The organism is Halomonas pelophila (genome assembly GCF_040196315.1).
Classification (GTDB): Bacteria; Pseudomonadota; Gammaproteobacteria; order Pseudomonadales; family Halomonadaceae; genus Halomonas; species Halomonas pelophila.
On record NZ_JBEGCI010000002.1, the window covers coordinates 148,023 to 170,046 of the forward strand.

Genomic DNA, 22,024 nt, shown 5'->3' on the forward strand with positions numbered 1-22,024 from the left:
GGGTTTCGGGGGGTCCGAGTGCACGAGACGTTGCCGGGGGGCATCGCCCCCCGTCTTGTCATTGCTCGTCTAATGGCTCGTCGTCAGCCCTTGGGTCGCAGGTTGTCCGGGTCGTAGAGGGCGCGATAGCCGACCGCCTCGACCCTCAGCGGATAGCGCTCGCCGAAGTACTCCATGGTCAGCGCCTGGCCGACCCGAGCGTGGCTCACCGGCAGATAGCCCAGGGCGATGATCTTCCCCACCGAGGGGCCGTAGGCGATGCTCGTCACATAGGAGCGGCGGCCCAGGGCGTCCACCAGCACCTCGCCGCTCTCCGGGTCGAGGATCGGCGAGTGTCCCACGGGGTAGCGCGCCACGCCTCGGGCGTCATGGTGATCCGTCATGGTCAGGGTGCAGAGGTAGGCCGGCTGCTGATGGCGCTCGCGCTGGGCCAGGTAGGCGGCCTTGCCATGAAACTCCACCGGCTTGACCTTGGGACGCTCCAGGCCCGCCTCGACCAGATTGTACTCGGTCAGCAGGTCGACGTTCTGCAGCCGCAGGCTCTTCTCGAGGCGCCGGCTGTTGGCGTAGGTCTCGATGCCCACCGGGGTCACGCCCTGTTCGAACAGCAGGTCCCAGAGGGTCAGCCCGTAGCTGAACGGCAGGTAGAGCTCCCACCCCAGCTCGCCGACGTAGGAGATGCGAAAGGCCCAGATCGGCACCCCGCGCACGCGGATCTCGCGCGCCGTGGCGAAGGGGAAGGCGTCGTCCTCCAGCGCCGCGGGGTCGTCGGCGAGCGCCTGCAGGGTGCGCCGCGCCTCCGGGCCCCAGAGCCCCAGGGTGGCCAGGGAGTCGGTGCGATCCTCGACGTGCAGGCGCGTCAGCTGCCGGGCCTCGGCCATCCGCGTCATCCACATGAGGTCCCGGTGGCCGGTGTCGCCGCCGCAGATCACCCGGAAGCCGTCCGCGGCGAGGCGCACGATGGTGAGGTCGGAGTGTACGCCGCCGGCATCGTCGAGGAAGTGGGTGTAGATCCCCTTGCCGAGCGGTGTCTCGCCGCCCACCCGCGCCACCGAGAGATACTCCAGCAGCCCCTCGGCGTCGGGGCCGGTGACGTCGAAGATGGCGAAGTGGGAGAGGTTGATCATGCCCACGCCCTCGCTCAGGGCGAGATGCTCGGCGTTGGAGACGCGCCAGAAGTGGCGGGCGTCCCACTCGTCGGGGCGCTCGGGCACGCGCTCGCCATAGCGCTCCAGCAGCGCCTCGTTGGCGGTATAGCCGTGGGCGCGCTCCCAGCCCACCACCTCCATGAAGTGGCCGCCGAGGGTCTCTTCCCGGGGCCAGAAGGGGCTGCGCCGCAGGTTGCGGCCGCTCGCGAAGGGCTCCCGGGGATGCACCGGCGGGTCGTAGATCTTCCGGGCGATCTCCAGGCAGCGACCGACGACGTGATGCGGCGTCTTCTGCACCGGGTAGAAACGGGCGATGTCGATGCCGTGGGGGTCGAGCGTCGGTCGGCCGAGAGTCAGCCAGTCGGCCAGCACCTTGCCCATGCCGGGGCCGTCCTTGACCCAGACCGCCTCGCACAGCCACAGGCCGCGGGTCTCCGGCGACTCGCCGAGCAGCGAGCCACCATCCGTGGTGACCGAGAGCAGGCCGTTGAAGGAGCGCTTCTCGTCCCAGCCCAGCTCGCCCAGCACCGGGGTCAGCTCGATGGCCCGTTCGAAGGCCTCCATCACCTGGTCGATCTCCAGGTCGCGCATGGAGGGCGAGAGCCGTGCCTGCTCGCGCTCGAGGATGTCGGTGGGGGCGACCAGGCGCGGCGAGTGGGCCTCGTAGTAGCCCCATTCGAGCTGTCCGCCCTCGGTGCTCCGGGGATCGCCGGTGTCGCGCAGGTAGGCCGAGTTGCCTTGATCCCGCAGCAGCGGATAGCCGATCTCCTTGCCCGTGCCGGCGAAGGCGTCGAAGGGGCCGAAGAACATCAGCGGGTGCTCCACCGGCATCAGCGGCAGGCTGACACCGGCCATGGCCGCGGGGATCGGTCCCCAGATCCCCGAGGTGACGATCACCACCGGGGTGGCGATATAGCCCCGCGCGGTCATGACGCCGCACACCCGGCCGTCCTGGACGTCGATGTCGGTGGCCGGGGTGTCGGCGAAGGCCTGGAGGTGGCCCGAGGCCACCGCTTGCTCGATGAGCTCACCCGCGACCTGCTGCGAGCGGGGCACCACCAGCCCGGCGTCCGGGTCCCAGAGGCCGCCCAGCACCAGCGAGCGCTCGACCAGCGGGAAGCGCTTGACGACCTCGTCCGGGCCGATGAGCCGCGCGTTGGTACCGAAGGCCTTGCCCGAGGCGACCTTGCGCTTGAGCTCCGCCATGCGCGCCTCGTCGCCCACCCGGGCGATCTCGATGCCCCCCACCCGCTGGTAGTGCCCCCGGCGCTCGTAGAAGTCGCGGCTGTAGGTGGTGGTGTAGCACGACATCTTGTCGTGGGCGGTCATGTAGCAGAAGTCCGAGGCGTGGGAGGTGGAGCCGATGTCCGAGGGAATGGCGGACTTCTCGAGCCCCACCAGGTTCGTCCAGCCCAGTTCGATCAGGTGGTGAGCCACCGAGGCGCCGACGATGCCGCCCTGGCCGATGATCACCGCGTCTGCGTGCTTGGGTAGTGTTGCCATGGCCGTTCTCCGATGCCGATGCGCTCACCGCTTCTGGCTTCACCATAAGCCAGGCCGGCGCCGCCCGTTTGCTCTGGCCGACCGGTTCTTTGCCCGCGGCGACCGTGACGGGCGCCGCGCGGCAAGCGGAGCCGGGCGCCATCCCCCGGGTGTCGCTGGGACCAAAGTGGCGGTCGCCGCTGGTGCCACGGGGGCGAGCGCGGGGGACTAGCTTCGAGGGCATGAACGGCCTTCCGGCATTCGCCTCGAGGCCGCTTGGCAGGGCCCCGCATCAGCACAGGAGAGACGATCATGTCCCAGGTCATCGAACGCATCGACCACACCCAGACGGCACCGGAGATCCTGCTCTATCCGCGGATCCGCAAGTCGCCGTTCTTCTACGCCTCGCGGCGCCACGGGGTGCGCAAGTACAGCGTCTACAACCATCACTACCATCCGCGCCTCTACACCGACCCCGTCGACGAGTACTGGGCGCTGGTACAGGGCGTCACCCTCTGGGACGTGGGCGTGGAGCGCCAGATCGAGATCTCAGGTCCCGACGCCTTCACCTTCACCCAGCGGCTGGTGCCGCGGGACATGCGCCACTGCCAGGTCGGCCAGTGCAAGTACGTCTTCGTCACCGCGGATGACGGCGGCATCATCAACGACCCGGTACTGCTGCGCATCGAGGAGAATCGCTTCTGGCTGTCGCTGGCCGACAGCGACGTGATGCTGTGGTGCCAGGGGCTCGCCTACCATTCCGGCCTCGACGTCACCATCCGCGAGGTGGACGTGGCGCCGGTGCAGGTCCAGGGGCCGAATGCCAAGCCGGTGATGGTGGACCTGTTCGGCGAGCGGGTGCTGGAGATCCCTTACTACCATCTCATGGAGGCGGAGCTCGACGGCATGTCGGTGGTCATCTCGCGGACCGGCTATTCCGGCGAGATCGGCTACGAGATCTACCTGCGTGAGGCGAGCCGCTACGGCGAAGCCCTCTGGCAGCGCGTCTTCGAGGCGGGGCGGCCCCACGGCATGCAGGTGATCGGTCCCTGCCATATCCGCCGCATCGAAGGCGGCATCCTCGCCTTCGGCTGCGACATCTGGTACGACACCAACCCCTTCGAGGTGGGCATGGGTTACGACTGGATGGTCGACCTGCGCGGCGACGACGACTTCGTCGGGCGCAAGGCCCTGGAGCGCATCAAGGCCGAGGGCGTCTCGCGCAAGCTGGTGGGCGTGGAGATCGACGGCCCGAGCATCGGCTACTTCACCGACGGCTCGATGATCGATGTCTTCCCCGTCCACGACAGCAGCGGGGCGCTGATCGGCAAGGTGACCTCGGCCACCCGCTCGCCGCGCCAGGAGCGCAACATCGGCTACGCCATGGTGCCGATCTCCCACGCCGAGCTCGGCACGCCGCTGCGCATCGAGGCCAACACCGGCCTGCAGGACGCGGTGGTGGTGCCCAAGCCGTTCCACGATCCGCGCAAGGACATTCCCAAGGGCTGATCCATGAACGATCCGTGCCGCGCGACCTCGAGGCCAAGGCGCGGCGCGCCGACTCCGCTGGCACCCCGTTGTGCTTCGCGTCGGCGCCGCTGCTCGACGGGCTTAGCCGACCAGGCGGTGGCGCCTGCGCTGTCGTCATCCGCCGACAGCAGGGGAGGGATTGTGAAACCTGCGGGGAGGTGCTGAAGTTCGGAGAGCCGGCGCCGTATACTGGGTGCGATCAGCGAGCGGCGCAGGAGGCGTCATCGCCATCGCACCCTGTTTTTCGTCACGCATCTCCCGGAGTCCGTGACAACAGTCCGAGACAACCAAGAGGCGCAGCCGCGCCTTCCAGGAGGTGAAAGATGAGCAAGTCGATCGTGGTGGGCTCTACCCTGGCCGTGCTGGGGCTGGGCGGCATCGCCCTCGGCGCCTGGCAGGTCCAGGACACGCAGCGCGGACCCGAATACGCCCAGATCACCAACGTCGAGACCCTGACGCGCACCGTGGAGACGCCCCGCGAGGTGTGTCGGGACGTGGTCGTGCAGCAGCAGGCGCCGACCCGCGACCCGCACAGCGTGGTCGGCACGGCGGCCGGTGCCATCGTCGGCGGCCTTCTGGGCAACCAGGTCGGCGGCGGCAGCGGCAAGAAGATCGCCACCGTGGCGGGTGCCATCGGTGGGGGCTTTGCGGGCCGCGAGGTCCAGCGTCGCGTCGAGGCCGGCCAGACGACGACCACCACCCAGCGCCAATGCGAGACGGTGGTCGACACCCGTCAGGAGACCGAGGGCTATGAGGTCACCTGGCGTCACGGCGAGGTGGTCGAGACCACGCGTCTGGACAATCCTCCCCAGGGCGATCGGGTGCTGCTCGAGGAGGGGCGTCCCCAGTGGGACGCCGTCTCGTCCCAGGGCGTCGCCCAGGAGAGCTGAGCGCCACCGCGGCGCACCTCCACGCCACTATCCTCAACGACAGCGCCCCGGCCAGAGATGGCCGGGGCGCTGTCGTTGCGGGCGGGCGAGGACGCCGGGTCAACTCCTCGGCTCAGCCGCCTCAGGTCAGCAGGAAGCCCAGCGCCAGGAAGCCCAGCGCGGTGACGCCGGCCCCGATCAGGGCGTAGGGGAACTGGGTGAGGGCGTGCTGCATCGGCTGGCAGCCGCTGCCCTGGGAGGAGAGCACCGAGGAGTCCGAGAAGAAGCAGGCGTGGCTGCCGAAGCTCGAGGCGGAGAGCAGCGCACCGACCACCAGCGGCATCGGGGCACCCATGCTCTGGGCGATGGGCACCACGATGGGGATCGAGATCACGAACACCCCCCAGGAGGAGCCGGTGGCAAAGACCACCACGGCCATGGAGAGGAACACGATGGCCGGCAGCAGGGCAACCGTCAGGTGGGGCGCCAGGGCATCGATCATGAAAGTGGTCATGCCCAGCTGGTCATTGATCTCGCGCAGCACGAAGCCCACCGCGACGATGGCCAGCGGCAGCATCATGGTGCGAAAGCCGTCCATGATGGCGTCCATCAGGGTGGCGAAGGTGGCCAGGCGCTGGATCAGGTAGAGCAGGATGGTGAACATGATCGCCACGATCACCCCCTTGAGCAGGTCGATCTCGAACCAGGCGCTGGCGCCGATCAGCACCGCCATCGGCGCCAGGAAGTTGATCACGCCGACCCACGGCCGGGTCGTGGGCACGTCGTCCTCGCCGAGGGCGACATCGGGAGCGTCGTCGGGGATCGGCTGGCCGTTCCTGGCGCGCGCCTCGGCGGCCTTCATCGGCCCGATGTCCGGCATGATGCCGATCGCCACCAGCAGTACCAGGCCCATGGCCACCCAGCCGTAGAGCATGAAGGGGATCGACTGGATGTAGAGCCACATGCCCGAGTTCTCGGTCGCGCCGTTGGTCTCGAGCAGTTCGGCGAAGTAGACCGCCCAGGTGGAGAGCGGCACCAGGATGCAGATCGGCGCCGCCGTGGAGTCGACGATGTAGGCGAGCTTCTCGCGGGAGACGCCGAAGCGGTCGGTGAGGCGTTTCATCGCCGCCGAGGTCGCCAGGGCGTTGAGGTAGTCATCGATGAAGATCAGCACGCCCAGGGCGGCGGTGCTCAGCAGCGACTGGCGGCGCGTCTTGACCAGGCGAGTCATGAAGTGGCTGAAGCTCAGGGTGCAGCCCGACTTCTCCAGCATGGCGATGAAGCCGCCCATCATGCCGCAGACCAGGATCAGCCAGGCAATCGTCTCGTCCATCATCACCGCAAGCGAGATATCGGCCAGCTCGCCGACGAAGTCCTGGGGCTGGAGCAGGATCAGCCCGGAGATCGCGCCGATCGCCAGGGCCTCGAGGGTGCGGTGGGTGGCGATGGCCACCACCAGCACGATCAGCGAGGGCACCAGGCTGATCCAGCCGAAGTCCGTGCCGGGCCGATGGGTCAGCGTCAGGCCGACGACCGTGACCAGCACGGCCAGCATCAGCAGCAGGGTGCGGCCCGTGCCGCGCCGCGCGGGCAGCGAGGGAGCGAAGGGGTGGGTGGACTGGCTCATGGGCGACCTCCGTGGTGCGCTGTGGTGACGGAGGGCATGGATCGCTCGGCATGAGCCGGGGCAAGGGGAATTGTGATTGTCATTGCGGGTCTCCCTTGATGGCTTTGGGCTTTGGGCTTGGTGGCTGTGAGGGTGAGGGGTGTCATCGGACCGGCACGGGGCGGCCCGGACGACCGCCGGCGGGATCACCGAGGGTCATCGATCGTGGGGGGCGCTCATGGAAATCAGGGGGGCCGACGGGCCCGGCGCCGCGGGTCAGACGTGGCGCAGGTACCAGTCGTACTCGAGCTTGCTCACCGCCTGCATGGCCCGGTCGCGCTCGGCGCGGCGATTGGCCAGGAAGACGTGGATGAAGTCGCGTCCGAGGGCTTCGGCAAGGACCTCGCTCTCTTCCAGCAGCGCCAGTGCCTGGCACCAGCTGTTGGTCAGGCTGGGGGCCACCTGGTCATAGGCGTTGCCGGTGATCGCCGGGGGCGGGGTCGCGCGATGCTGCAGGCCATGGTCGATGGCGGCCAGCAGCGTCGCCATCAGCAGGTAGGGATTGACGTCGGCGCCGGCCACCCGGTGTTCGATGCGCCGCGCCTCGTTGGGGCCCGAGGGGATGCGCACCGCCACCGAGCGGTTGTCGTAGCCCCAGGTCGGCGCCATGGGCACGTAGAGGCCCGGCTGGAAGCGGCGGAAGGAGTTGAGGTTGGGGGCGAACAGCGCCATGGAGGCCGGCATCAGTTGAAGCAGCCCGGCCACGGCCTGCTGGAGGCGAGGCGTGCCCAGCGGATCCTGATCCTCGGCGGCGAAGATGTTGTGGCCCGCCTCGTCGAGCAGGCTGATGTGCACGTGGGTGCCGCTGCCGGCCTCCTCGCCATAGGGCTTGGCCATGAAGGTGGCCTCGAAGCCATGGCGCAGCGCCACGCCCTTGATCAGTCGCTTGAGCAGCACGGCGCTGTCGCAGGCCGCCAGGGCATCGTCGCAGTGGATCAGGTTGATCTCGAACTGCCCCGGGGCGCACTCCTTGAGGGCGGTATCCAGCGGCAGGTGCTGGGTGCGCGCGGCCGAGTGGATCTCCTCAAGGAAGTCCGCGTATTCGTCGAGCTCGCTGATCGAGTAGAGTTGACTGTGGCTGGCGCGCTCGCCACTCGCCGGCGAGCAGGGCGGCTGGGTCATGCCCAGGTCGTCGCGCTGGCGGTCGACCAGGTAGAACTCCATCTCCACGGCGACCACAGGCTTGAGGCCCGCCCGGCGGAAGCGCTCGAGCACGCGGGACAGCACCTGGCGAGGATCGGCGAAGAAGGGGGTGTCGTCGACCTCGACCATGGTCATCAGCAGCTGAGCCTGGCGGCCATTGCGCAGCCAGGGGCTCGGCATCAACGTGCCCGCGACAGGGCGACAGACCCGGTCGCCGTCGCCGCTGGAGAGTCCCAGCCCGGTCTCCTCGATGGTGTTGCCGAGAATGTCCAGGGCGAACACCGAGGCGGGCAGGTTGACCCCGTCGCGATAGGCCTTCTCCAGGTTCTCGCGCGGGATGCGCTTGCCGCGCTGCACGCCGTTGAGGTCGCTGATCAGCAGGTCGATGCTGGCAATGTCGGGGTGACGTTCCAGGAAGTCACGGGCTTCGTCGACGGGAAGGGGCGGCATGATGACACCTGTTTTCTTGGATGTTGGCGTTGTGGTCATCTTTGGCCGAACCGTCATGTGTTGTCAAATAATTTACGCTATTGGCGGAGTTGCTGGCGGACCCCTTTCGTGAGTTATCATGATTATACATTTAAAATCAGTGGTTTGTTTTTATGTTGTTCGCGTGCGGCGCCACGCGGGTTGGCAAGATTAATCAACCGCGCTATGTTGAGCAAAGCATAACAACCACGACGCTGAACCTTTCAAGGAGGCTGCCATGCAGACTCGACCCCTGGTGGGGGTAATCGCCTGTCGCCGCGAGGTGGAGGGCCACCCCGCGCACATGGTGACCGACAAGTATCTCTCCGCCCTGCGGGAGTATGGCCTCGAACCGGTGGTGTTGCCGGTCTGGGAGTCCGTCGAGGGGGCGGACATCAAGCCCCTGTTGACCCGTCTGGATGGCCTGGTGCTGACCGGCAGCTACACCAACGTGGTGCCCGAGCGCTACGGCGCCGAACGCGAACCGGAGAACACCCGGGACGATCCGAGCCGTGACGCCGCGGCCATGGCCTGGGTGCCGGTGGCCCTGGACCTTGGTGTGCCGCTGCTGGGCATCTGCCGAGGCTTCCAGGAGCTCAACGTGGCCTTCGGTGGCAGCCTCTACCAGGCGGTACAGCATCAGCCCGGCAGGCTCGATCACCGGGAGCCGGCCGGCGACCGCGAGACCCAGTACGCCCCCAGCCACGACCTGGAGATCCTCCCGGGGGGGCGGCTGGCGGCCCTGCACCCCGAGCGCCATACCCGGGTGAACTCCCTGCACCAGCAGGGCATCGAGCGACTCGGCGCGGGCCTCACCGCCGAGGCCGTGGCGCCGGATGGCCTGATCGAGGCGATCTCGGTCACCGACGCCCCGGCCTTCACCCTGGCGGTGCAGTGGCACCCCGAGTGGCGTCCCCGCGAGCATTCGCTCTACGACGCCCTGTTCACCGCCTTCGCCCAGGCCTGCATGCAGCACCAGGCTAGCCCCTCGTCACTGCCGGCCTGAGGGCCCGCGACCCCGGAGAATCATCATGCAGACTCAAGCGTGTCAGGCCCTGGATCGGGCCCATCACCTGCACCCCTTCACCGACTTCAAGGCGCTGGGCGAGGAGGGGTGCCGCGTCATCACCCATGCCGAGGGCGTCTATATCCACGACAGCGAGGGGCATCGCATCCTCGATGGCATGGCCGGCCTGTGGTGCGTGAACCTCGGCTACGGCCGCCGCGAGCTGGTCGAGGCGGCGGCGGCGCAGATGGCCGAGCTGCCCTACTACAACACCTTCTTCAAGACGACCCACCCGCCGGTCGCGCGGCTGGCCGAGAAGCTCTGCGACCTGGCGCCGGATCACGTCAATCATGTCTTCTTCACCGGCTCCGGGTCCGAGGCCAACGACACCGTGCTGCGCATGGTGCGTCGCTACTGGGCGCTTCAGGGCAAGCCCGAGAAGCAGTGGGTCATCGGTCGCGAGAACGGCTATCACGGCTCCACCGTGGCGGGCATGAGCCTGGGCGGCATGGCGCCGATGCACGACCAGGGAGGCCCCTGCGTGCCCGGCATCACCCACGTGCGTCAGCCCTACTGGTTCGGTGAGGGGCGGGATCAGTCGCCGGAGGCCTTCGGGCGCGCCTGCGCCGCGGCCCTCGAGGAGCGGATCCTCGAGCTCGGCGAGGACAACGTCGCGGCCTTCATCGCCGAGCCCGTGCAAGGGGCCGGCGGCGCCATCATGCCGCCGGCGAGCTACTGGCCGGCGGTCAAGGCGGTGCTGGCCAAGTACGACATCCTGCTGGTCGCCGACGAGGTGATCTGCGGCTTCGGGCGCCTCGGTGCGTGGTTCGGCAGCCAGCACTTCGGCCTCGAGCCGGACCTGATGCCGATCGCCAAGGGACTGTCGTCGGGCTATCTGCCGATCGGCGGCGTGCTGGTGGGCGACCGCGTGGCGGACACCCTGATCGAGGCGGGGGGCGAGTTCTTCCACGGCTTCACCTACTCGGGGCACCCGACCTGCGCCGCCGTGGCGCTCAAGAACCTGGAGCTCTTGGAGGCCGAGGGAATCGTCGAGCGCGTCCGCGACGACCTGGGGCCCTACCTGGCCGAGCGCTGGGCCGAGCTTGGCGATCATCCGCTGGTCGGCGAGGCGCGCTCGCTGGGCCTGATGGGCGCGCTGGAGCTGGTCGACCCGGCCACCGGCGAGCGCTTCGACAAGGCCCTGTCGGCCGGTAACCTGTGTCGCGACATCTGTTTCACCACCGGGCTGGTGATGCGCTCGGTAGGCGATACCATGATCATCTCTCCGCCGCTGGTGATCACCCGCGACGAGATCGACGAGCTGGTGCGCCTGGCGCGCCAGGCCCTGGACGAGACCGCCCACCGCCTGGTTGACCAGCGCGCCGCGGCGCCGTCCGCCACCCTTCACGCAGAGGAGACTCGCGCATGAGCCTCGCATCGCACCCCAGGACCCACGCCGACTGGCAGGCGCTGGCCGCCGAGCTGTCCGTCGAGAAGGGTCTCGAGACCCGCGCCTTCATCAACGACGTGTTCGTCGCTGCGGCCAGCGGCGAGACTCTCGAGACCCGCAACCCGGCCACCGGCGAGGTGCTCGCCGAGGTGGCGAGCTGTGACGCCGCCGATGCCGACGTGGCGGTGAGCCATGCCCGCGCCGCTTTCGACGGCGGTGACTGGTCGCGCCTGGCCCCGGGCAAGCGCAAGAAGACGCTGCTGCGCCTCGCCGACCTGATGGAGGCCAACAAGGCTGAGCTGGCACTGCTCGACACCCTCGACATGGGCAAGCCGGTCTCGAGCGCGCTGGGTGACCTGGTCGGCGCCATCGGCTGCCTGCGCTATCAGGCCGAGTGCATCGACAAGCTCTACGGCGAGGTCGCGCCCACCGGCGAGGAGGCCCTGGCGCTGGTGCTGCGCGAGCCGCTCGGCGTGGTGGCCTGCATCGTGCCCTGGAACTTCCCGCTGATGATGACCGCCTGGAAGATCGCCCCGGCGCTCGCCGCCGGCAACAGCGTCATCCTGAAGCCCTCGGAGAAGTCGCCGCTCTCGGCGCTGCGCCTGGCGAGCCTGGCCCAGGAGGCCGGGCTGCCCCGCGGCGTCTTCCAGGTGCTGCCGGGCTTCGGCCACACCGTGGGCAAGGCGCTGGCACTCTCCATGGAGGTCGACTGCCTGGCCTTCACCGGCTCCACCGGGGTCGGCAAGCAGCTGATGCAGTACGCCGGCCAGTCCAACCTCAAGAAGGTCTTTCTGGAGTGTGGCGGCAAGAGCCCGAATATCGTCTTCGCCGACTGCAAGGATCTCGACCGGGTGGCCAAGCACGCCGCCGCGGCGATCTTCCACAACCAGGGCGAGGTGTGCATCGCCGGCTCCCGGCTGCTGGTCGAGAACTCGATCCGCGAGGCCTTCGTCGACAAGGTGCTGGCCGCCGCCGAGGCCATGCAGCCCGGCGACCCGCTGGATCCGGCGAGCTTCATGGGCGCCATGGTCGACCGGGCCCAGTACGAGCGGGTGATCGACTTCATCCGCCGCGGCGTGGAGGAGGGCGCGACCCTGCGCGCCGGCGGCGAGGCGCTGGAGGGCCCGGGGCTCTTCATCCCGCCGACGGTGTTCGATGGCGTCACCGAGCACATGGCCATCGGCCGTGAGGAGATCTTCGGCCCGGTGCTCGCGGTGTTCGGCTTCGACAGCGAGGAGGAGGCGGTGCGGCTCGCCAACGACAGCGACTATGGCCTCGCGGCCGGGCTGTGGAGCCAGGACATCGATCGCATCATGCGCGTCACCCGGCGGCTGCGCTCGGGCCAGGTGTTCGTCAACAACTGGGCGGGCGGCGATCAGACCATGCCGTTCGGCGGGGTCAAGCAGTCCGGCAACGGCCGCGACAAGTCCCACCACTCGCTGGAGGAGTATTCCGACCTGAAGAGCGTATGGATGACGCTCGCGACCTGAGATCGGTCTCTTGCGGCCCTGTCCGACTCGCCGACCGGCGCCCCAGTGGGGCGCCGGTCGTCGTTGGGGCGTGCACAGATCGGGCGGGTGGATTTACCCCGTTAGGCGGCGACCTCGGCGGCGCCGGGCAGGATGTTGAGGTTCACGCGGAACAGGTTGTCCGGATCAACGCGGCGCTTCACCGCCTGCAGGCGCGCGAAGTTGACGCCGTAGGCGCTGGCGACACGGTCTCCCTCGTCCTCGGTCAGGAAGTTGACGTAGCCGCCGCCGGTGGCGAAGGGCGCCAGCGACTGGAAAACCCCGCGCGCCCAGTCGCGGCAGCGATCGTCCTCGGCGGCGTCCTGCCAGCGGGCATGCACGTTCATCACATAGTGGGCATCGCGACCGGCATAGGCGGTGGCAGTGGGGTCGACCCGCGACATGGCGCCCCCCAGGTGGGCCAGGAAGATCTCGCACTCCGGACCCGGCAGCGCCTCGGCCGCCGTCATGGTTTGCTCCAGTGCCTCGTCGCTGAGGTCGCGAAAGTCGTGGGACTTCCAGTAGTTGCGGGCGCCCGGCGCGAGCAGGGGGTCGAAGGCCGCCTGGAAGTCGGTGTAGGGCTGCGGGCCGAGCATCTGGCCGGCCGGCTCGCCGAACGCCAGCACCGGGGCCGCGTCACGCTCGGCACTGGCCGGATCGCCGCCATGCATCAGGGCGAACACGACCACCCGCTGGCCATGGATGGCCTCGGGCAGGAAGGGCAGGGGCGGCGCCTCGCGCAGGATCACCCAGACGCTGAGCTCCTCCGGCGCCTCATGGGTGAAGTCGCGCCAGGCCTCGAGCACCTTGCGGGCCTGGTCGTAGGGGTAGACCACCAGGCCGGCGTAGATCTCCGGGCCCACCGGATGCAGGCGGAATTCGAAGGAGGAGACCACGCCGAAGTTGCCGCCGCCGCCGCGTAGCGCCCAGAAGAGCTCGGCGTCCTCCTCGGCCGAGACGTGATGGCGCTGGCCATCGGCGGTGATCAGCTCCGCCGAGAGCAGGTTGTCGGCGGTCAGGCCGTGCTGGCGGGTCAGCCAGCCGAAGCCGCCGCCCAGGGCGAGGCCGGCCACGCCGGTGGTGGAGTTGATGCCCAGGGGCGTGGCCAGGCCGAAGGCCTGGGTCTCGCGGTCGATGTCGCCGAGCAGCGCTCCCGGCGCCACCCGGGCGGTGCCCTGTCGAGGATCCACATGCACGGTGCGCATGGCCGAGAGGTCGATCACGAGGCCCCCCTCGGCGATGGCATTGCCGGCGATATGGTGGCCGCCGCCGCGGATGCTCAGGCACATGCGTCGGGTGCGGGCGAAGTCGACGGCCTGGACGATGTCCTGGGTGCCCTGGCAGCAGGCGATCAGCACCGGATGGCGGTCGACCATACCGTTCCAGACGCGTCGCAAGGGTGGGTAATCATCGTCGATCGGGGTGATCAGGCGCCCCCGAAGACTCGCCGCGAGGGCGTCGACGGCCTCGGCCGGCAGGGCGGTCTGGTCGCCCTCCAGGGTGCGATAGGTCAGTGCAGTCATGAAGCATTCCTCCTCTGTGAGCGGTCGCCGGGGCGCACAGCTGCTCAAGAGGCCGCTGAATCGTTCGTATGGGTCTGAGCTAAGTCTGGAGGATGCTCGCCGGTACAGCGGCTCAAATTGCTAGGTCGAAAGTGGCGATATCGGCCGTGCCGACACGACGAGGCCGGCCCCGAAGGACCGGCCTCGAGACACAGGGTGCGTTCGGGTATCAGCCGCGGCCGCCACCGTTACCGCCGCCGCCGCCATTTCCGCCGCCGCCGCCATTCCCGCCGCCGCCGCCATTCCCGCCGCCACCGCCGCTAGTGCCGGCGCTGCCGCGACCGCCGGCAGCGTCTCGGCTCGCGCGGTCGTTCTCGGCATCGCGGCGATCCCGGGTCCGCTCGCTGACGGCCTGGCCGTCCACGCCGCCCTCGCTGGCCGCGGTGTGAGCCGTCTCGAGGCCGAAGTCGGCGGCCGAGGGACGACTCTCTCGCGCCGCCTCGTTCAGGTTGTCCAGGGCTTGCCGGACGTCCGGCTCGCTCTCCTCGACCACCACGCCCTCGATCTCGGTGTCGTCGGCCTCCTGAGCCAGGGCGCCCAGGGGCAGCAGCCCCAGCAGCAGTGCCACTGCCATGTGCGTACGTGTCGTCATCTCATTGTCTCCTGGGGAATGCGTCCACCGCCCGGGCGGGCGATCTTCGTCCCGGCGACTCGGGGCTCGTGCCGGTACGGGCCGCGGGGGATGCGTGCTCTGCCTCAGGATGCGAGACGCGAGGCGGGCGGGCAAGTCCTGGGTCGCAGGAGTCTGTCAGCAATGTGATACAGAAATGGAGTTCTGTATAGCATGTGTACATGCAATGGCGTAGGCTGAGAGGCGAATCTTGCGATCAGGAGACAGACACATGTTCGGACTCTTCAAGACCGACCCGCAGAAGAAGCTGCAGAAGCAGTATGAGCAGAAGCTCGAGCAGGCGATGCTGGCCGCCCGCAACGGGGACATGCGCGCCAACGCCTCGCTGACCGAGGAGGCGGAGGCGCTGCGTGAGGAGATCGAGAAGCTGAAGGACGCCTGAGCCGGCGACTCAGAAGGCCCGCGCCGGGGTGGCGCAGCTGACCAGGCGGCAGGGTTCGCTGCCGGGATTGCGGAAGCGATGGGGCACGTTGGTGTCGAAGTAGTAGGCCTCGCCGACCGAGAGCAGGCGGGTCTCGGCGCCGATGGTGATCTCGATCTGCCCCTCCAGCACCACGCCGGCCTCTTCGCCCTGGTGGGCGATCATCTCGCGGCCGGTATCGGCGTCGGGGGGATACGTCTCGATCATGAAGGCCAGGGCGCGGCTGGCGCGGTTGGCGCCCACCAGCTTGTAGATGACATCCCCGGTGCCCACGTCGGCCAGTTCGTCGGCCGAATAGAACACCTGGTTGCGGCTCTCCAGGTCCATGGTGAAGAAGTCACCGACGCTCATGGGAATGGCGTCGAGGATCTTCTTAAGAGAGCTCACCGAGGGCGAGACCTTGCCCTGCTCGATCAGCGACAGGCTGGAGTGGGTGACGCCGCAGCGCTTGGCCAGCTCGCGTTGGGAGATCCCTCTCAGGGTGCGCAGGGCACGCAGCCGCGCGCCGACATCGTCTGCCATGGGTCGTCCTTTGAAATCGAGGGGGCGGGCGCAAGACCCGCCCCGGGGCTCAGCACAGGGCGTCGAGTTTTTCCTTGAGCAGGCCGTTGACCTGCTGGGGGTTCGCGGTGCCCCGCGAGGCCTTCATCACCTGGCCGACGAAGTAGCCGATCATCTTGCCGCGCTTGTCGGGCTCGGCGTCGCGATACTGGGCCACCTGGGCGGGGCTGTCACTGATCACCTGGTCGATCATCGCTTCTATGGCGCCGGTGTCGGTGACCTGCTTGAGGCCCTTGGCCTCGATCACCGCGTCGGCGCTTTCGCCCTCGCCGTTCCACAGCGCCTGGAAGACCTGCTTGGCGGCCTTGCCGTTAATGGTGTCATCGATGACCCGGGCGACCAGTTCGCCGAGTTGGCGAGCCGAGACCGGGCTTGCCTGGATCGGCAGGCCCTCGCGGTTCAGCGCCCCCGAGAGCTCGCCCTGCACCCAGTTGGCAGCCTGCTTGGCATCGCCGCAGACGTCCTTGACCTGCTCGAAGAACTCGGCCATCTCGCGGCTCGCCGAGAGCACGCCGGCGTCATAGGCCGAGAGGCCCAGGGCCTCCTGGAAGCGGGCGCGCTTGTCGGCGGGCAGCTCAGGGAGGTTGTCGCGCAGGTGATCGACGTAGGCCTGATCGAGCACCACCGGCAGCAGGTCGGGGCAGGGGAAGTAGCGGTAGTCGTTGGCCTGCTCCTTGGTGCGCATGCTGCGGGTCTCGTCGCGCTCGGGGTCGAAGAGCCGGGTCTCCTGGACCACCTCGCCGCCGTCCTCGAGCAGCTCGACCTGGCGCTCGACCTCGAAGGCGATGGCGCGCTCGACGAAGCGGAAGGAGTTGACGTTCTTGATCTCGGCGCGGGTGCCGAAGGCCTCCTGGCCCTTGGGGCGCACCGAGACGTTGACGTCGCAGCGCATCGAACCCTCGGCCATGTTGCCGTCGCTGATGCCGAGGTAGGTGACGATGGAGTGGATCGCCTTGAGGTAGGCCGCGGCCTCCTTGGCCGAGCGCATGTCCGGCTCGGAGACGATCTCCAAGAGCGGCGTGCCGGCGCGGTTCAGGTCGATGCCGGTCATGCCGTGGAAGTCCTCGTGGAGCGACTTGCCGGCATCCTCCTCGAGGTGGGCGTGATGCACCCGAATGGCCTTGGTGCTGCCGTCGTCCAGGGTGATCTCCACCTCGCCGGGCCCGACGATGGGGTGATACATCTGGCTGGTCTGGTAGCCCTTGGGGAGGTCCGGATAGAAGTAGTTCTTGCGGTCGAACACCGAGACCTCGGGGATCTCGGCGTGGATGCCCAGGCCGAACTGCACGGCCATGGCCACGGCGGCCTCGTTGAGCACCGGCAGCACGCCGGGCATGCCTAGGTCGACGGCGCAGGCCTGGCTGTTGGGCTCGGCGCCGAAGGCAGTCGAGGCGCCGGAGAAGATCTTGGAACGGGTGGCGAGCTGGACGTGGACCTCCAGCCCGATCACGGTTTCCCATTGCATCACAGGGACTCCTCGGCGAGAGCGGGACGACGCAGGTGCCAGTCGGTGGCCTGCTGGAACTGGTGGGCGACGTTGAGCAGGCGCGCCTCGGCGAAGTGGGTGCCGAGGATCTGCAGGCCCACTGGGCGGCCGTTGACGATGCCGGCCGGCACGCTGATGCCGGGGATGCCCGCCAGGTTGATGGCGATGGTGTAGATGTCCTGCAGGTACATCGAGACCGGATCCTTCTTCGCCCCCAGGTCGAAGGCCGGGGTCGGCGAGGCCGGGCCCATCAGCACGTCGACCTCGTCGAAGGCGTGGAGGAAGTCCTGGCGGATCAGCCGGCGGACCTGCTGGGCCTTCTTGTAGTAGGCATCGAAGAAGCCCTCGGAGAGGGTATGGGTGCCCATCAGGATACGCCGCTGGACCTCCTCGCCGAAGCCCTCGGCGCGGCTGCGCTTGTAGAGGTCGGTCAGGTCGGCGGGCGCGTCGCAGCGGTGGCCGAAGCGCACGCCGTCATAGCGCGCCAGGTTGGAGGAAGCCTCCGCCGGGGCGATGACGTAGTAGGCCGGGATGGCGTAGTGGGTATGCGGCAGGCTCACCTCGCGCACCGTGGCGCCCAGCGACTCGTAGACGCGGATCGCCTCGCGCACGGCCTGCTCCACGTCGGCGTCGAGACCCTCGCCGAAGTACTCCTTCGGCAGGCCGATCTTGAGCCCGGAGAGCGGCGCGTCGAGCTCGGCGGTGTAGTCGGGCACGCCGCGCGCCACGCTGGTGGAGTCGCGCAGGTCGTGGCCGGCGATGGCGCCGAGCAGGTGGGCGCAGTCGGCGGCGGTGCGCGCCATGGGGCCCGCCTGGTCGAGGCTCGAGGCGTAGGCGATGATGCCGTAGCGCGAGACGCGCCCGTAGGTAGGCTTCAGGCCGGTGATGCCGCAGAAGGCGGCCGGCTGGCGGATCGAGCCGCCGGTATCGGTGCCCATGGCGGCGGGCACCAGGCCCGCGGCCACCGCGGCGGCGCTGCCGCCGGAGGAGCCGCCGGGCACGGCGGTGCCGTCCCAGGGATTCTTCACCGGGCCATAGAAGCTGTTCTCGTTGGACGAGCCCATGGCGAACTCGTCCATATTGGTCTTGCCCAGGCTCACGGTGCCGGCGGCCTTGAGCTTCTCGACCACGGTGGCGTCGTAGGGGGCCACGAAGTTGTCGAGCATCTTCGACCCGGCGCTGGTCTTCACGCCGGTGGTGCAGAAGATGTCCTTGAGCGCCAACGGCACGCCGGTGAGCGGGCCGGCCTCGCCCCGGGCGCGGGCGGCGTCGGCGGCGTCGGCGGCGGCCAGCGCCTGCTCCGGCGTCACCGTGATAAAGCTGTTGATCTCGCCGTCGAGGCGGTCGATGCGCGTAAGCAGGCTCTCGGTGAGCTCGCGGCTGGAGCACTCGCCGGCCGAGAGGCTGGCGGCGAGCTCCGTCAGTGTCTTGTCATGCATGGGCCCTGGGCTCCGTGAAGGCTTGCCGATAACGGATGGGGGTGACGCGGATCATTCGACGACCCGGGGAACCAGGTAGAGCCCCTGCTCCACGGCGGGGGCGCAGCGCTGGAAGGCCTCGCGCTGGTCGGCCTCGGTGACCTCGTCGGCGCGCAGCCGCTGGGTGGTTTCCAGGGGGTGGGCCAGGGGAGCGACGCCCTCGGTGTCCAGGGCCTGGAGCTGGTCGACCATCGCCAGGATGCGGCCCAGGTCGTCCAGGTAGTGGGCGGCCTCGTCGTCGTTCAGGCCGAGCCGTGCCAGATGGGCGGCCCTGAGAACGTCTGCGTGTTCAAGCGCCATGATCGGATGTCCTCGAGAGGGGGTGGGTCATGGAAATGACCGCAGAAGGTACCACATCCGCCGCCCGGCTGGCAGGCCCAACAAAGCCCGGTAATGGGGGGTGTTCTGCTTGCTGCTGGGGGGGCTCGGTGATACCGTTTGCGTCCGCACAGGGTTCCCGGACTGCACTAGGTAACGACTCCATGTTCAAACGCTTGAGGGGGCTGTTTTCCAGCGATCTATCGATCGATCTGGGGACGGCCAATACGCTGATTTATGTCCGCGGCCGCGGCATCGTGCTCGATGAACCGTCGGTCGTGGCGATTCGCCAGTCCGGCAACATGCGCAGCGTGGCAGCGGTGGGTGCCGATGCCAAGCGCATGCTCGGTCGGACCCCCGGCAACATCACCGCCATTCGCCCGATGAAGGACGGCGTCATCGCCGACTTCACCGTCACCGAGCAGATGTTGCAGTACTTCATCCGCAAGGTGCACCAGAGCACCTTCCTGACGCCAAGCCCGCGCGTGCTGGTCTGCGTGCCCTGCATGTCGACCCAAGTCGAGCGGCGCGCCATCAAGGAGTCCGCCGAGGGCGCCGGGGCCCGCGAGGTGTTCCTGATCGAGGAGCCCATGGCCGCGGCCATCGGCGCCGGCCTGCCGGTCGAGGAAGCCCAGGGCTCCATGGTGGTCGACATCGGCGGCGGCACCAGCGAGATCGCCATCATCTCGCTCAACGGCGTGGTCTATTCAGAATCCATCCGCGTCGGCGGCGACCGCTTCGACGAGGCGATCATCGCCTACGTGCGTCGCCACTACGGCAGCCTGATCGGCGAGGCCACCGCCGAGCGCATCAAGGAAGAGATCGGCTGTGCCTATCCGGGCGGCGAGCTGCGAGAGATCGACGTGCGCGGCCGCAACCTGGCCGAGGGCATTCCGCGCAGCTTCACGCTGAACTCCCACGAGATCCTCGATGCCCTCCAGGAGACCCTGGGTTCCATCGTCGCCGCGGTGAAGAGCGCCCTGGAGCAGTCGCCCCCCGAGCTCGCCTCCGATATCGCCGAGCGCGGCCTGGTGCTGACCGGCGGCGGCGCGCTGCTGCGCGATCTCGACAAGCTGATCGCCGAGGAGACCGGCCTGCCGGTGATCGTCGCCGAGGACCCGCTGACCTGCGTGGCCCGGGGCGGCGGCAAGGCCCTGGAAATGATCGACCAGCACACCTTCGAGCTGCTCTCCAGCGACTGACGGAGGCGCTGGCCTGATGCAGGGGGTCGCTCATTAAACCGCTGTTCTCGCACGGACCGCTGCCGGGCTATCGCATGCTGCTGTGTGCGATGCTGGCCGCTGCGCTGATGTATGCCGACGCGCGTTTTACCCGCATGGAGCCCGTGCGGGCCCAACTGTCGACCCTGGTGGCGCCGATCCAGTGGGTGGTCAGCCTGCCCAGCGATGTCCTCAACTGGGGGGCGCTGGCGCTCTCCGAGCAGCGCGCCCTGGTGGACGAGAATCGCCGCCTGCGCGAGCAGATCCTGACGCTCTCCCACCGGGTGCAGCGCATGGCCAGCCTGACGGCCGAGAACGTGCGGCTGCGCGAGCTGCTGGCGGCCACCCGCGAGCGCGACATCCCCTACATCACCGCCGAGCTGCTGTCGCTGGATCCCGATCCCTTCACCCATCAGATGGTGATCGATCGCGGCCGACGCGACGGGGCCTACGTCGGCCAGCCGGTGCTGGACGCCTCGGGGCTGGTCGGCCAGGTCACCGCGACCTCGGCCTACTCCAGCCGGGTGCTGCTGCTGGCCGATGCTAGCCATGCGTTGCCGGTGCAGGTCAATCGCAACGGGCTGCGCTTCGTCGTCCAGGGAATGGGCAGTTACGACGCCCTCAACGTCAAGCACGCCCCCGACACGGCCGATATCCGCGAGGGCGACCTGCTGACCACCTCGGGGCTCGGCGGGCGCTTTCCGTCAGGCTATCCGGTGGCGCGGGTCTCGGCGGTGATCCACGACCCGGGCGAGCCCTTCGCCCGCGTCACCGCCGCGCCGGTGGCCCAGCTGCAGCGCTCGCGTCACTTCCTGCTGCTCTTTCCCCCCGCTCCGCCCGTGGCCCCGCCCGAGGGTGAGCTCACCGCCCCGGCCCTCGAGGCGGCCCGGGCCGTGAGCGGGGCCCTGGCCAACGAGGAGACGCGCTGATGGCCACGTCCCCGCCCGCCAACCTGCTGTGGATCTGGTTCACCCTGCTGCTGGCGCTCTGCCTGCAGGTGATGCCGCTGGCCGATGGCTGGCAGGTCTGGCGCCCGGACTGGCTCGGCCTGATGCTGATCTACTGGTGCATGCGCGACCCGCTGCGGGTTGGCGTCCTGCATGGCTTCGTGCTGGGCCTGCTGGTGGATCTCATCGAGGGCGCGCCGCTGGGTCAGAACGCGCTGCTGTTGTCGCTGCTGGCCTTCCTCTGCGCGCTGGTCTTCGCGCGCTTCCGGGCCTACTCGCTAGTCCAGCAGGCGGTGCTGATCTTCGTGCTGCTGGGCATGATTCAGCTGGCCGAGCAGTGGTTGCGCACCCTGTTCGGGCCCTTCCTGATGCACCTCTCCTTCCTGGTGCCGGCGCTGATCGGGGCGCTGCTGTGGCCCTGGCTCACCACCCTGTTCGAGGCGCTGGGCCGCCGGCACGCCCGCGACTGACCCCTTCGCCATCTTCCCTGGAGCCGCCATGACCCACGACCCCGTGCTGTGCCTGGCCTCGGCCTCTCCGCGCCGTCGCGACCTGCTCGCCTCGATCGGCGTGACGGTGGAGGTGCGCCCGGTGGACATCGACGAGACGCCACGGCCTGCGGAGCCGGCAGCCGACTACGTGGTGCGCCTGGCGCGGGAGAAGGCCCTGGCCGGCGCACGCCTCACCCGACTGCCGACCCTGGGCTCGGATACCGCCGTGGTGCGCGACGGCGAGATCCTCGGCAAGCCGGCCGGCCGTGAGCAGGCCGCGACGATGCTGCGCTCGCTGTCCGGTCGGGCCCACGAGGTGCTCACCGGGGTCGCGGTCAGCGGCCCCGCCGGCCTGCTGAGCGTCTGCGTGACCACCCGAGTCTTCATGCGCGTGCTGGAGGAGGACGAGCTCGCCGCCTACTGGGCCACCGGCGAGCCCGCCGACAAGGCCGGCGGCTACGCCATCCAGGGGCTGGCCGCCGTGTTCGTCGAGCATATCGAGGGCAGCCACTCGGCGGTGGTGGGTTTGCCGCTCTTCGAGACCGCCAATCTGCTCGCCCGCCAGGGCGTGCCGCTGTGGCACGGGGCCTAGCCCCGGGACGTTGACCGCGGCACAGGACGGCGTGGCGGGCTATGTCA

At 69.0% G+C, this 22,024-nt stretch carries 19 protein-coding genes; 10 read left to right on the forward strand and 9 right to left on the reverse strand.

Annotation, left to right across the window (positions count from 1 at the left end; genetic code table 11):
* Nucleotides 1-83: 83 nt before the first annotated feature.
* Nucleotides 84-2,651 carry a GcvT family protein gene (locus ABE957_RS02475; protein WP_349757094.1) on the reverse strand — a complete coding sequence of 856 codons (2,568 nt, stop codon included), beginning with the start codon at nt 2,649-2,651 and terminating at the stop codon, nt 84-86.
* Between the two features lie 291 nt (nt 2,652-2,942).
* On the opposite strand from ABE957_RS02475, the gene ABE957_RS02480 reads away from it, so the two are divergent.
* Nucleotides 2,943-4,139: a glycine cleavage T C-terminal barrel domain-containing protein gene (locus ABE957_RS02480; protein WP_349757095.1), complete on the forward strand. Its 1,197-nt coding sequence runs from the start codon at nt 2,943-2,945 to the stop codon at nt 4,137-4,139.
* 344 nt (nt 4,140-4,483) lie between these two features.
* Nucleotides 4,484-5,050 carry a glycine zipper 2TM domain-containing protein gene (locus ABE957_RS02485; RefSeq protein ID WP_349757096.1) on the forward strand — a complete coding sequence of 189 codons (567 nt, stop codon included), beginning with the start codon at nt 4,484-4,486 and terminating at the stop codon, nt 5,048-5,050.
* Nucleotides 5,051-5,171: 121 nt separating this feature from the next.
* On the opposite strand, the gene ABE957_RS02490 is transcribed toward ABE957_RS02485, so the two are convergent.
* Together ABE957_RS02490 and ABE957_RS02495 are read right to left on the reverse strand one after the other, a co-directional pair.
* A complete protein-coding gene (locus tag ABE957_RS02490; RefSeq protein WP_349757097.1) occupies nt 5,172-6,656 on the reverse strand; it encodes a Na+/H+ antiporter NhaC family protein in 1,485 nt (494 codons plus the stop codon).
* A 255-nt stretch (nt 6,657-6,911) separates the two neighbouring features.
* A complete protein-coding gene (locus ABE957_RS02495; protein ID WP_349757098.1) occupies nt 6,912-8,288 on the reverse strand; it encodes a glutamine synthetase family protein in 1,377 nt (458 codons plus the stop codon).
* A 256-nt stretch (nt 8,289-8,544) separates the two neighbouring features.
* On the opposite strand from ABE957_RS02495, the gene ABE957_RS02500 reads away from it, so the two are divergent.
* The 3 genes from ABE957_RS02500 to ABE957_RS02510 are packed head-to-tail and all read left to right on the forward strand — an operon-like array spanning nt 8,545 to nt 12,252.
* The gene (locus ABE957_RS02500; protein WP_349757099.1) at nt 8,545-9,312 is read left to right on the forward strand and encodes a gamma-glutamyl-gamma-aminobutyrate hydrolase family protein; all 768 of its coding nucleotides are present in this window, start codon (nt 8,545-8,547) and stop codon (nt 9,310-9,312) included.
* 25 nt (nt 9,313-9,337) lie between these two features.
* Nucleotides 9,338-10,741: an aspartate aminotransferase family protein gene (locus ABE957_RS02505; protein ID WP_349757100.1), complete on the forward strand. Its 1,404-nt coding sequence runs from the start codon at nt 9,338-9,340 to the stop codon at nt 10,739-10,741.
* Nucleotides 10,738-12,252, forward strand: a complete 1,515-nt coding sequence (locus tag ABE957_RS02510; protein WP_349757101.1) for an aldehyde dehydrogenase — start codon at nt 10,738-10,740, stop codon at nt 12,250-12,252. Before ABE957_RS02505 ends, ABE957_RS02510 begins: the two co-directional genes overlap by 4 nt.
* Nucleotides 12,253-12,353: 101 nt before the next feature.
* Here ABE957_RS02510 and ABE957_RS02515 read toward each other — a convergent pair whose 3' ends face one another.
* Both ABE957_RS02515 and ABE957_RS02520 read right to left on the reverse strand, forming a co-directional pair.
* The gene (locus ABE957_RS02515) at nt 12,354-13,793 is read right to left on the reverse strand and encodes an FAD-binding oxidoreductase (RefSeq protein WP_349757102.1); all 1,440 of its coding nucleotides are present in this window, start codon (nt 13,791-13,793) and stop codon (nt 12,354-12,356) included.
* A 208-nt stretch (nt 13,794-14,001) separates the two neighbouring features.
* Complete coding sequence (locus tag ABE957_RS02520; protein WP_349757103.1) at nt 14,002-14,424, reverse strand: hypothetical protein; 423 nt, start codon at nt 14,422-14,424, stop codon at nt 14,002-14,004.
* A gap of 250 nt (nt 14,425-14,674) precedes the next feature.
* Between ABE957_RS02520 and ABE957_RS02525 the strand changes: the two genes are divergently transcribed.
* Nucleotides 14,675-14,845, forward strand: a complete 171-nt coding sequence (locus ABE957_RS02525) for a DUF6435 family protein (protein ID WP_349757104.1) — start codon at nt 14,675-14,677, stop codon at nt 14,843-14,845.
* Between the two features lie 9 nt (nt 14,846-14,854).
* Here the strand turns inward: ABE957_RS02525 and ABE957_RS02530 are convergent, their stop codons facing one another.
* Genes ABE957_RS02530 through gatC form a run of 4 tightly spaced genes read right to left on the reverse strand, consistent with a single transcriptional unit; the run spans nt 14,855 to nt 18,709 of the window.
* The gene (locus ABE957_RS02530; protein WP_349757105.1) at nt 14,855-15,406 is read right to left on the reverse strand and encodes a cupin domain-containing protein; all 552 of its coding nucleotides are present in this window, start codon (nt 15,404-15,406) and stop codon (nt 14,855-14,857) included.
* Nucleotides 15,407-15,455: 49 nt separating this feature from the next.
* Nucleotides 15,456-16,910, reverse strand: a complete 1,455-nt coding sequence (gene gatB, locus ABE957_RS02535) for an Asp-tRNA(Asn)/Glu-tRNA(Gln) amidotransferase subunit GatB (protein ID WP_349757106.1) — start codon at nt 16,908-16,910, stop codon at nt 15,456-15,458.
* On the reverse strand, nt 16,910-18,370 hold the full coding sequence (gene gatA / locus ABE957_RS02540) for an Asp-tRNA(Asn)/Glu-tRNA(Gln) amidotransferase subunit GatA (protein WP_349757107.1): 1,461 nt from the start codon (nt 18,368-18,370) through the stop codon (nt 16,910-16,912). Before gatA ends, gatB begins: the two co-directional genes overlap by 1 nt.
* Before the next feature lie 51 nt (nt 18,371-18,421).
* Nucleotides 18,422-18,709 carry an Asp-tRNA(Asn)/Glu-tRNA(Gln) amidotransferase subunit GatC gene (gene gatC, locus ABE957_RS02545; RefSeq protein ID WP_349757108.1) on the reverse strand — a complete coding sequence of 96 codons (288 nt, stop codon included), beginning with the start codon at nt 18,707-18,709 and terminating at the stop codon, nt 18,422-18,424.
* Between the two features lie 182 nt (nt 18,710-18,891).
* On the opposite strand from gatC, the gene ABE957_RS02550 reads away from it, so the two are divergent.
* The 4 genes from ABE957_RS02550 (at nt 18,892) to ABE957_RS02565 (ending at nt 21,977) form a co-directional block, all read left to right on the forward strand.
* Nucleotides 18,892-19,929 carry a rod shape-determining protein gene (locus ABE957_RS02550; protein ID WP_089846023.1) on the forward strand — a complete coding sequence of 346 codons (1,038 nt, stop codon included), beginning with the start codon at nt 18,892-18,894 and terminating at the stop codon, nt 19,927-19,929.
* A gap of 74 nt (nt 19,930-20,003) precedes the next feature.
* On the forward strand, nt 20,004-20,876 hold the full coding sequence (gene mreC / locus ABE957_RS02555; RefSeq protein WP_432765385.1) for a rod shape-determining protein MreC: 873 nt from the start codon (nt 20,004-20,006) through the stop codon (nt 20,874-20,876).
* The gene (mreD, locus tag ABE957_RS02560) at nt 20,876-21,364 is read left to right on the forward strand and encodes a rod shape-determining protein MreD (protein WP_349757109.1); all 489 of its coding nucleotides are present in this window, start codon (nt 20,876-20,878) and stop codon (nt 21,362-21,364) included. The genes mreC and mreD overlap by 1 nt, the downstream gene beginning before the upstream one ends.
* A 28-nt stretch (nt 21,365-21,392) precedes the next feature.
* Nucleotides 21,393-21,977, forward strand: a complete 585-nt coding sequence (locus ABE957_RS02565; RefSeq protein ID WP_349757111.1) for a Maf family protein — start codon at nt 21,393-21,395, stop codon at nt 21,975-21,977.
* Nucleotides 21,978-22,024 lie beyond the last annotated feature (47 nt).

Excerpts from the sequence above, each read along its gene's own strand:
- ABE957_RS02490 (WP_349757097.1), bottom strand. The coding sequence starts at position 6,656 with ATGAGCCAGTCCACCCACCCCTTCGCTCCCTCGCTGCCCGCGCGGCGC.
- ABE957_RS02565 (WP_349757111.1), top strand. The coding sequence starts at position 21,393 with ATGACCCACGACCCCGTGCTGTGCCTGGCCTCGGCCTCTCCGCGCCGT.
- gatB (WP_349757106.1), bottom strand. The coding sequence starts at position 16,910 with ATGCAATGGGAAACCGTGATCGGGCTGGAGGTCCACGTCCAGCTCGCC.
- ABE957_RS02515 (WP_349757102.1), bottom strand. The coding sequence starts at position 13,793 with ATGACTGCACTGACCTATCGCACCCTGGAGGGCGACCAGACCGCCCTG.
- ABE957_RS02505 (WP_349757100.1), top strand. The coding sequence starts at position 9,338 with ATGCAGACTCAAGCGTGTCAGGCCCTGGATCGGGCCCATCACCTGCAC.
- ABE957_RS02500 (WP_349757099.1), top strand. The coding sequence starts at position 8,545 with ATGCAGACTCGACCCCTGGTGGGGGTAATCGCCTGTCGCCGCGAGGTG.
- ABE957_RS02485 (WP_349757096.1), top strand. The coding sequence starts at position 4,484 with ATGAGCAAGTCGATCGTGGTGGGCTCTACCCTGGCCGTGCTGGGGCTG.
- gatA (WP_349757107.1), bottom strand. The coding sequence starts at position 18,370 with ATGCATGACAAGACACTGACGGAGCTCGCCGCCAGCCTCTCGGCCGGC.
- gatC (WP_349757108.1), bottom strand. The coding sequence starts at position 18,709 with ATGGCGCTTGAACACGCAGACGTTCTCAGGGCCGCCCATCTGGCACGG.
- ABE957_RS02495 (WP_349757098.1), bottom strand. The coding sequence starts at position 8,288 with ATGCCGCCCCTTCCCGTCGACGAAGCCCGTGACTTCCTGGAACGTCAC.
- ABE957_RS02510 (WP_349757101.1), top strand. The coding sequence starts at position 10,738 with ATGAGCCTCGCATCGCACCCCAGGACCCACGCCGACTGGCAGGCGCTG.
- ABE957_RS02530 (WP_349757105.1), bottom strand. The coding sequence starts at position 15,406 with ATGGCAGACGATGTCGGCGCGCGGCTGCGTGCCCTGCGCACCCTGAGA.
- ABE957_RS02475 (WP_349757094.1), bottom strand. The coding sequence starts at position 2,651 with ATGGCAACACTACCCAAGCACGCAGACGCGGTGATCATCGGCCAGGGC.
- ABE957_RS02550 (WP_089846023.1), top strand. The coding sequence starts at position 18,892 with ATGTTCAAACGCTTGAGGGGGCTGTTTTCCAGCGATCTATCGATCGAT.
- mreC (WP_432765385.1), top strand. The coding sequence starts at position 20,004 with ATGCTGCTGTGTGCGATGCTGGCCGCTGCGCTGATGTATGCCGACGCG.
- ABE957_RS02520 (WP_349757103.1), bottom strand. The coding sequence starts at position 14,424 with ATGACGACACGTACGCACATGGCAGTGGCACTGCTGCTGGGGCTGCTG.
- ABE957_RS02480 (WP_349757095.1), top strand. The coding sequence starts at position 2,943 with ATGTCCCAGGTCATCGAACGCATCGACCACACCCAGACGGCACCGGAG.
- ABE957_RS02525 (WP_349757104.1), top strand. The coding sequence starts at position 14,675 with ATGTTCGGACTCTTCAAGACCGACCCGCAGAAGAAGCTGCAGAAGCAG.
- mreD (WP_349757109.1), top strand. The coding sequence starts at position 20,876 with ATGGCCACGTCCCCGCCCGCCAACCTGCTGTGGATCTGGTTCACCCTG.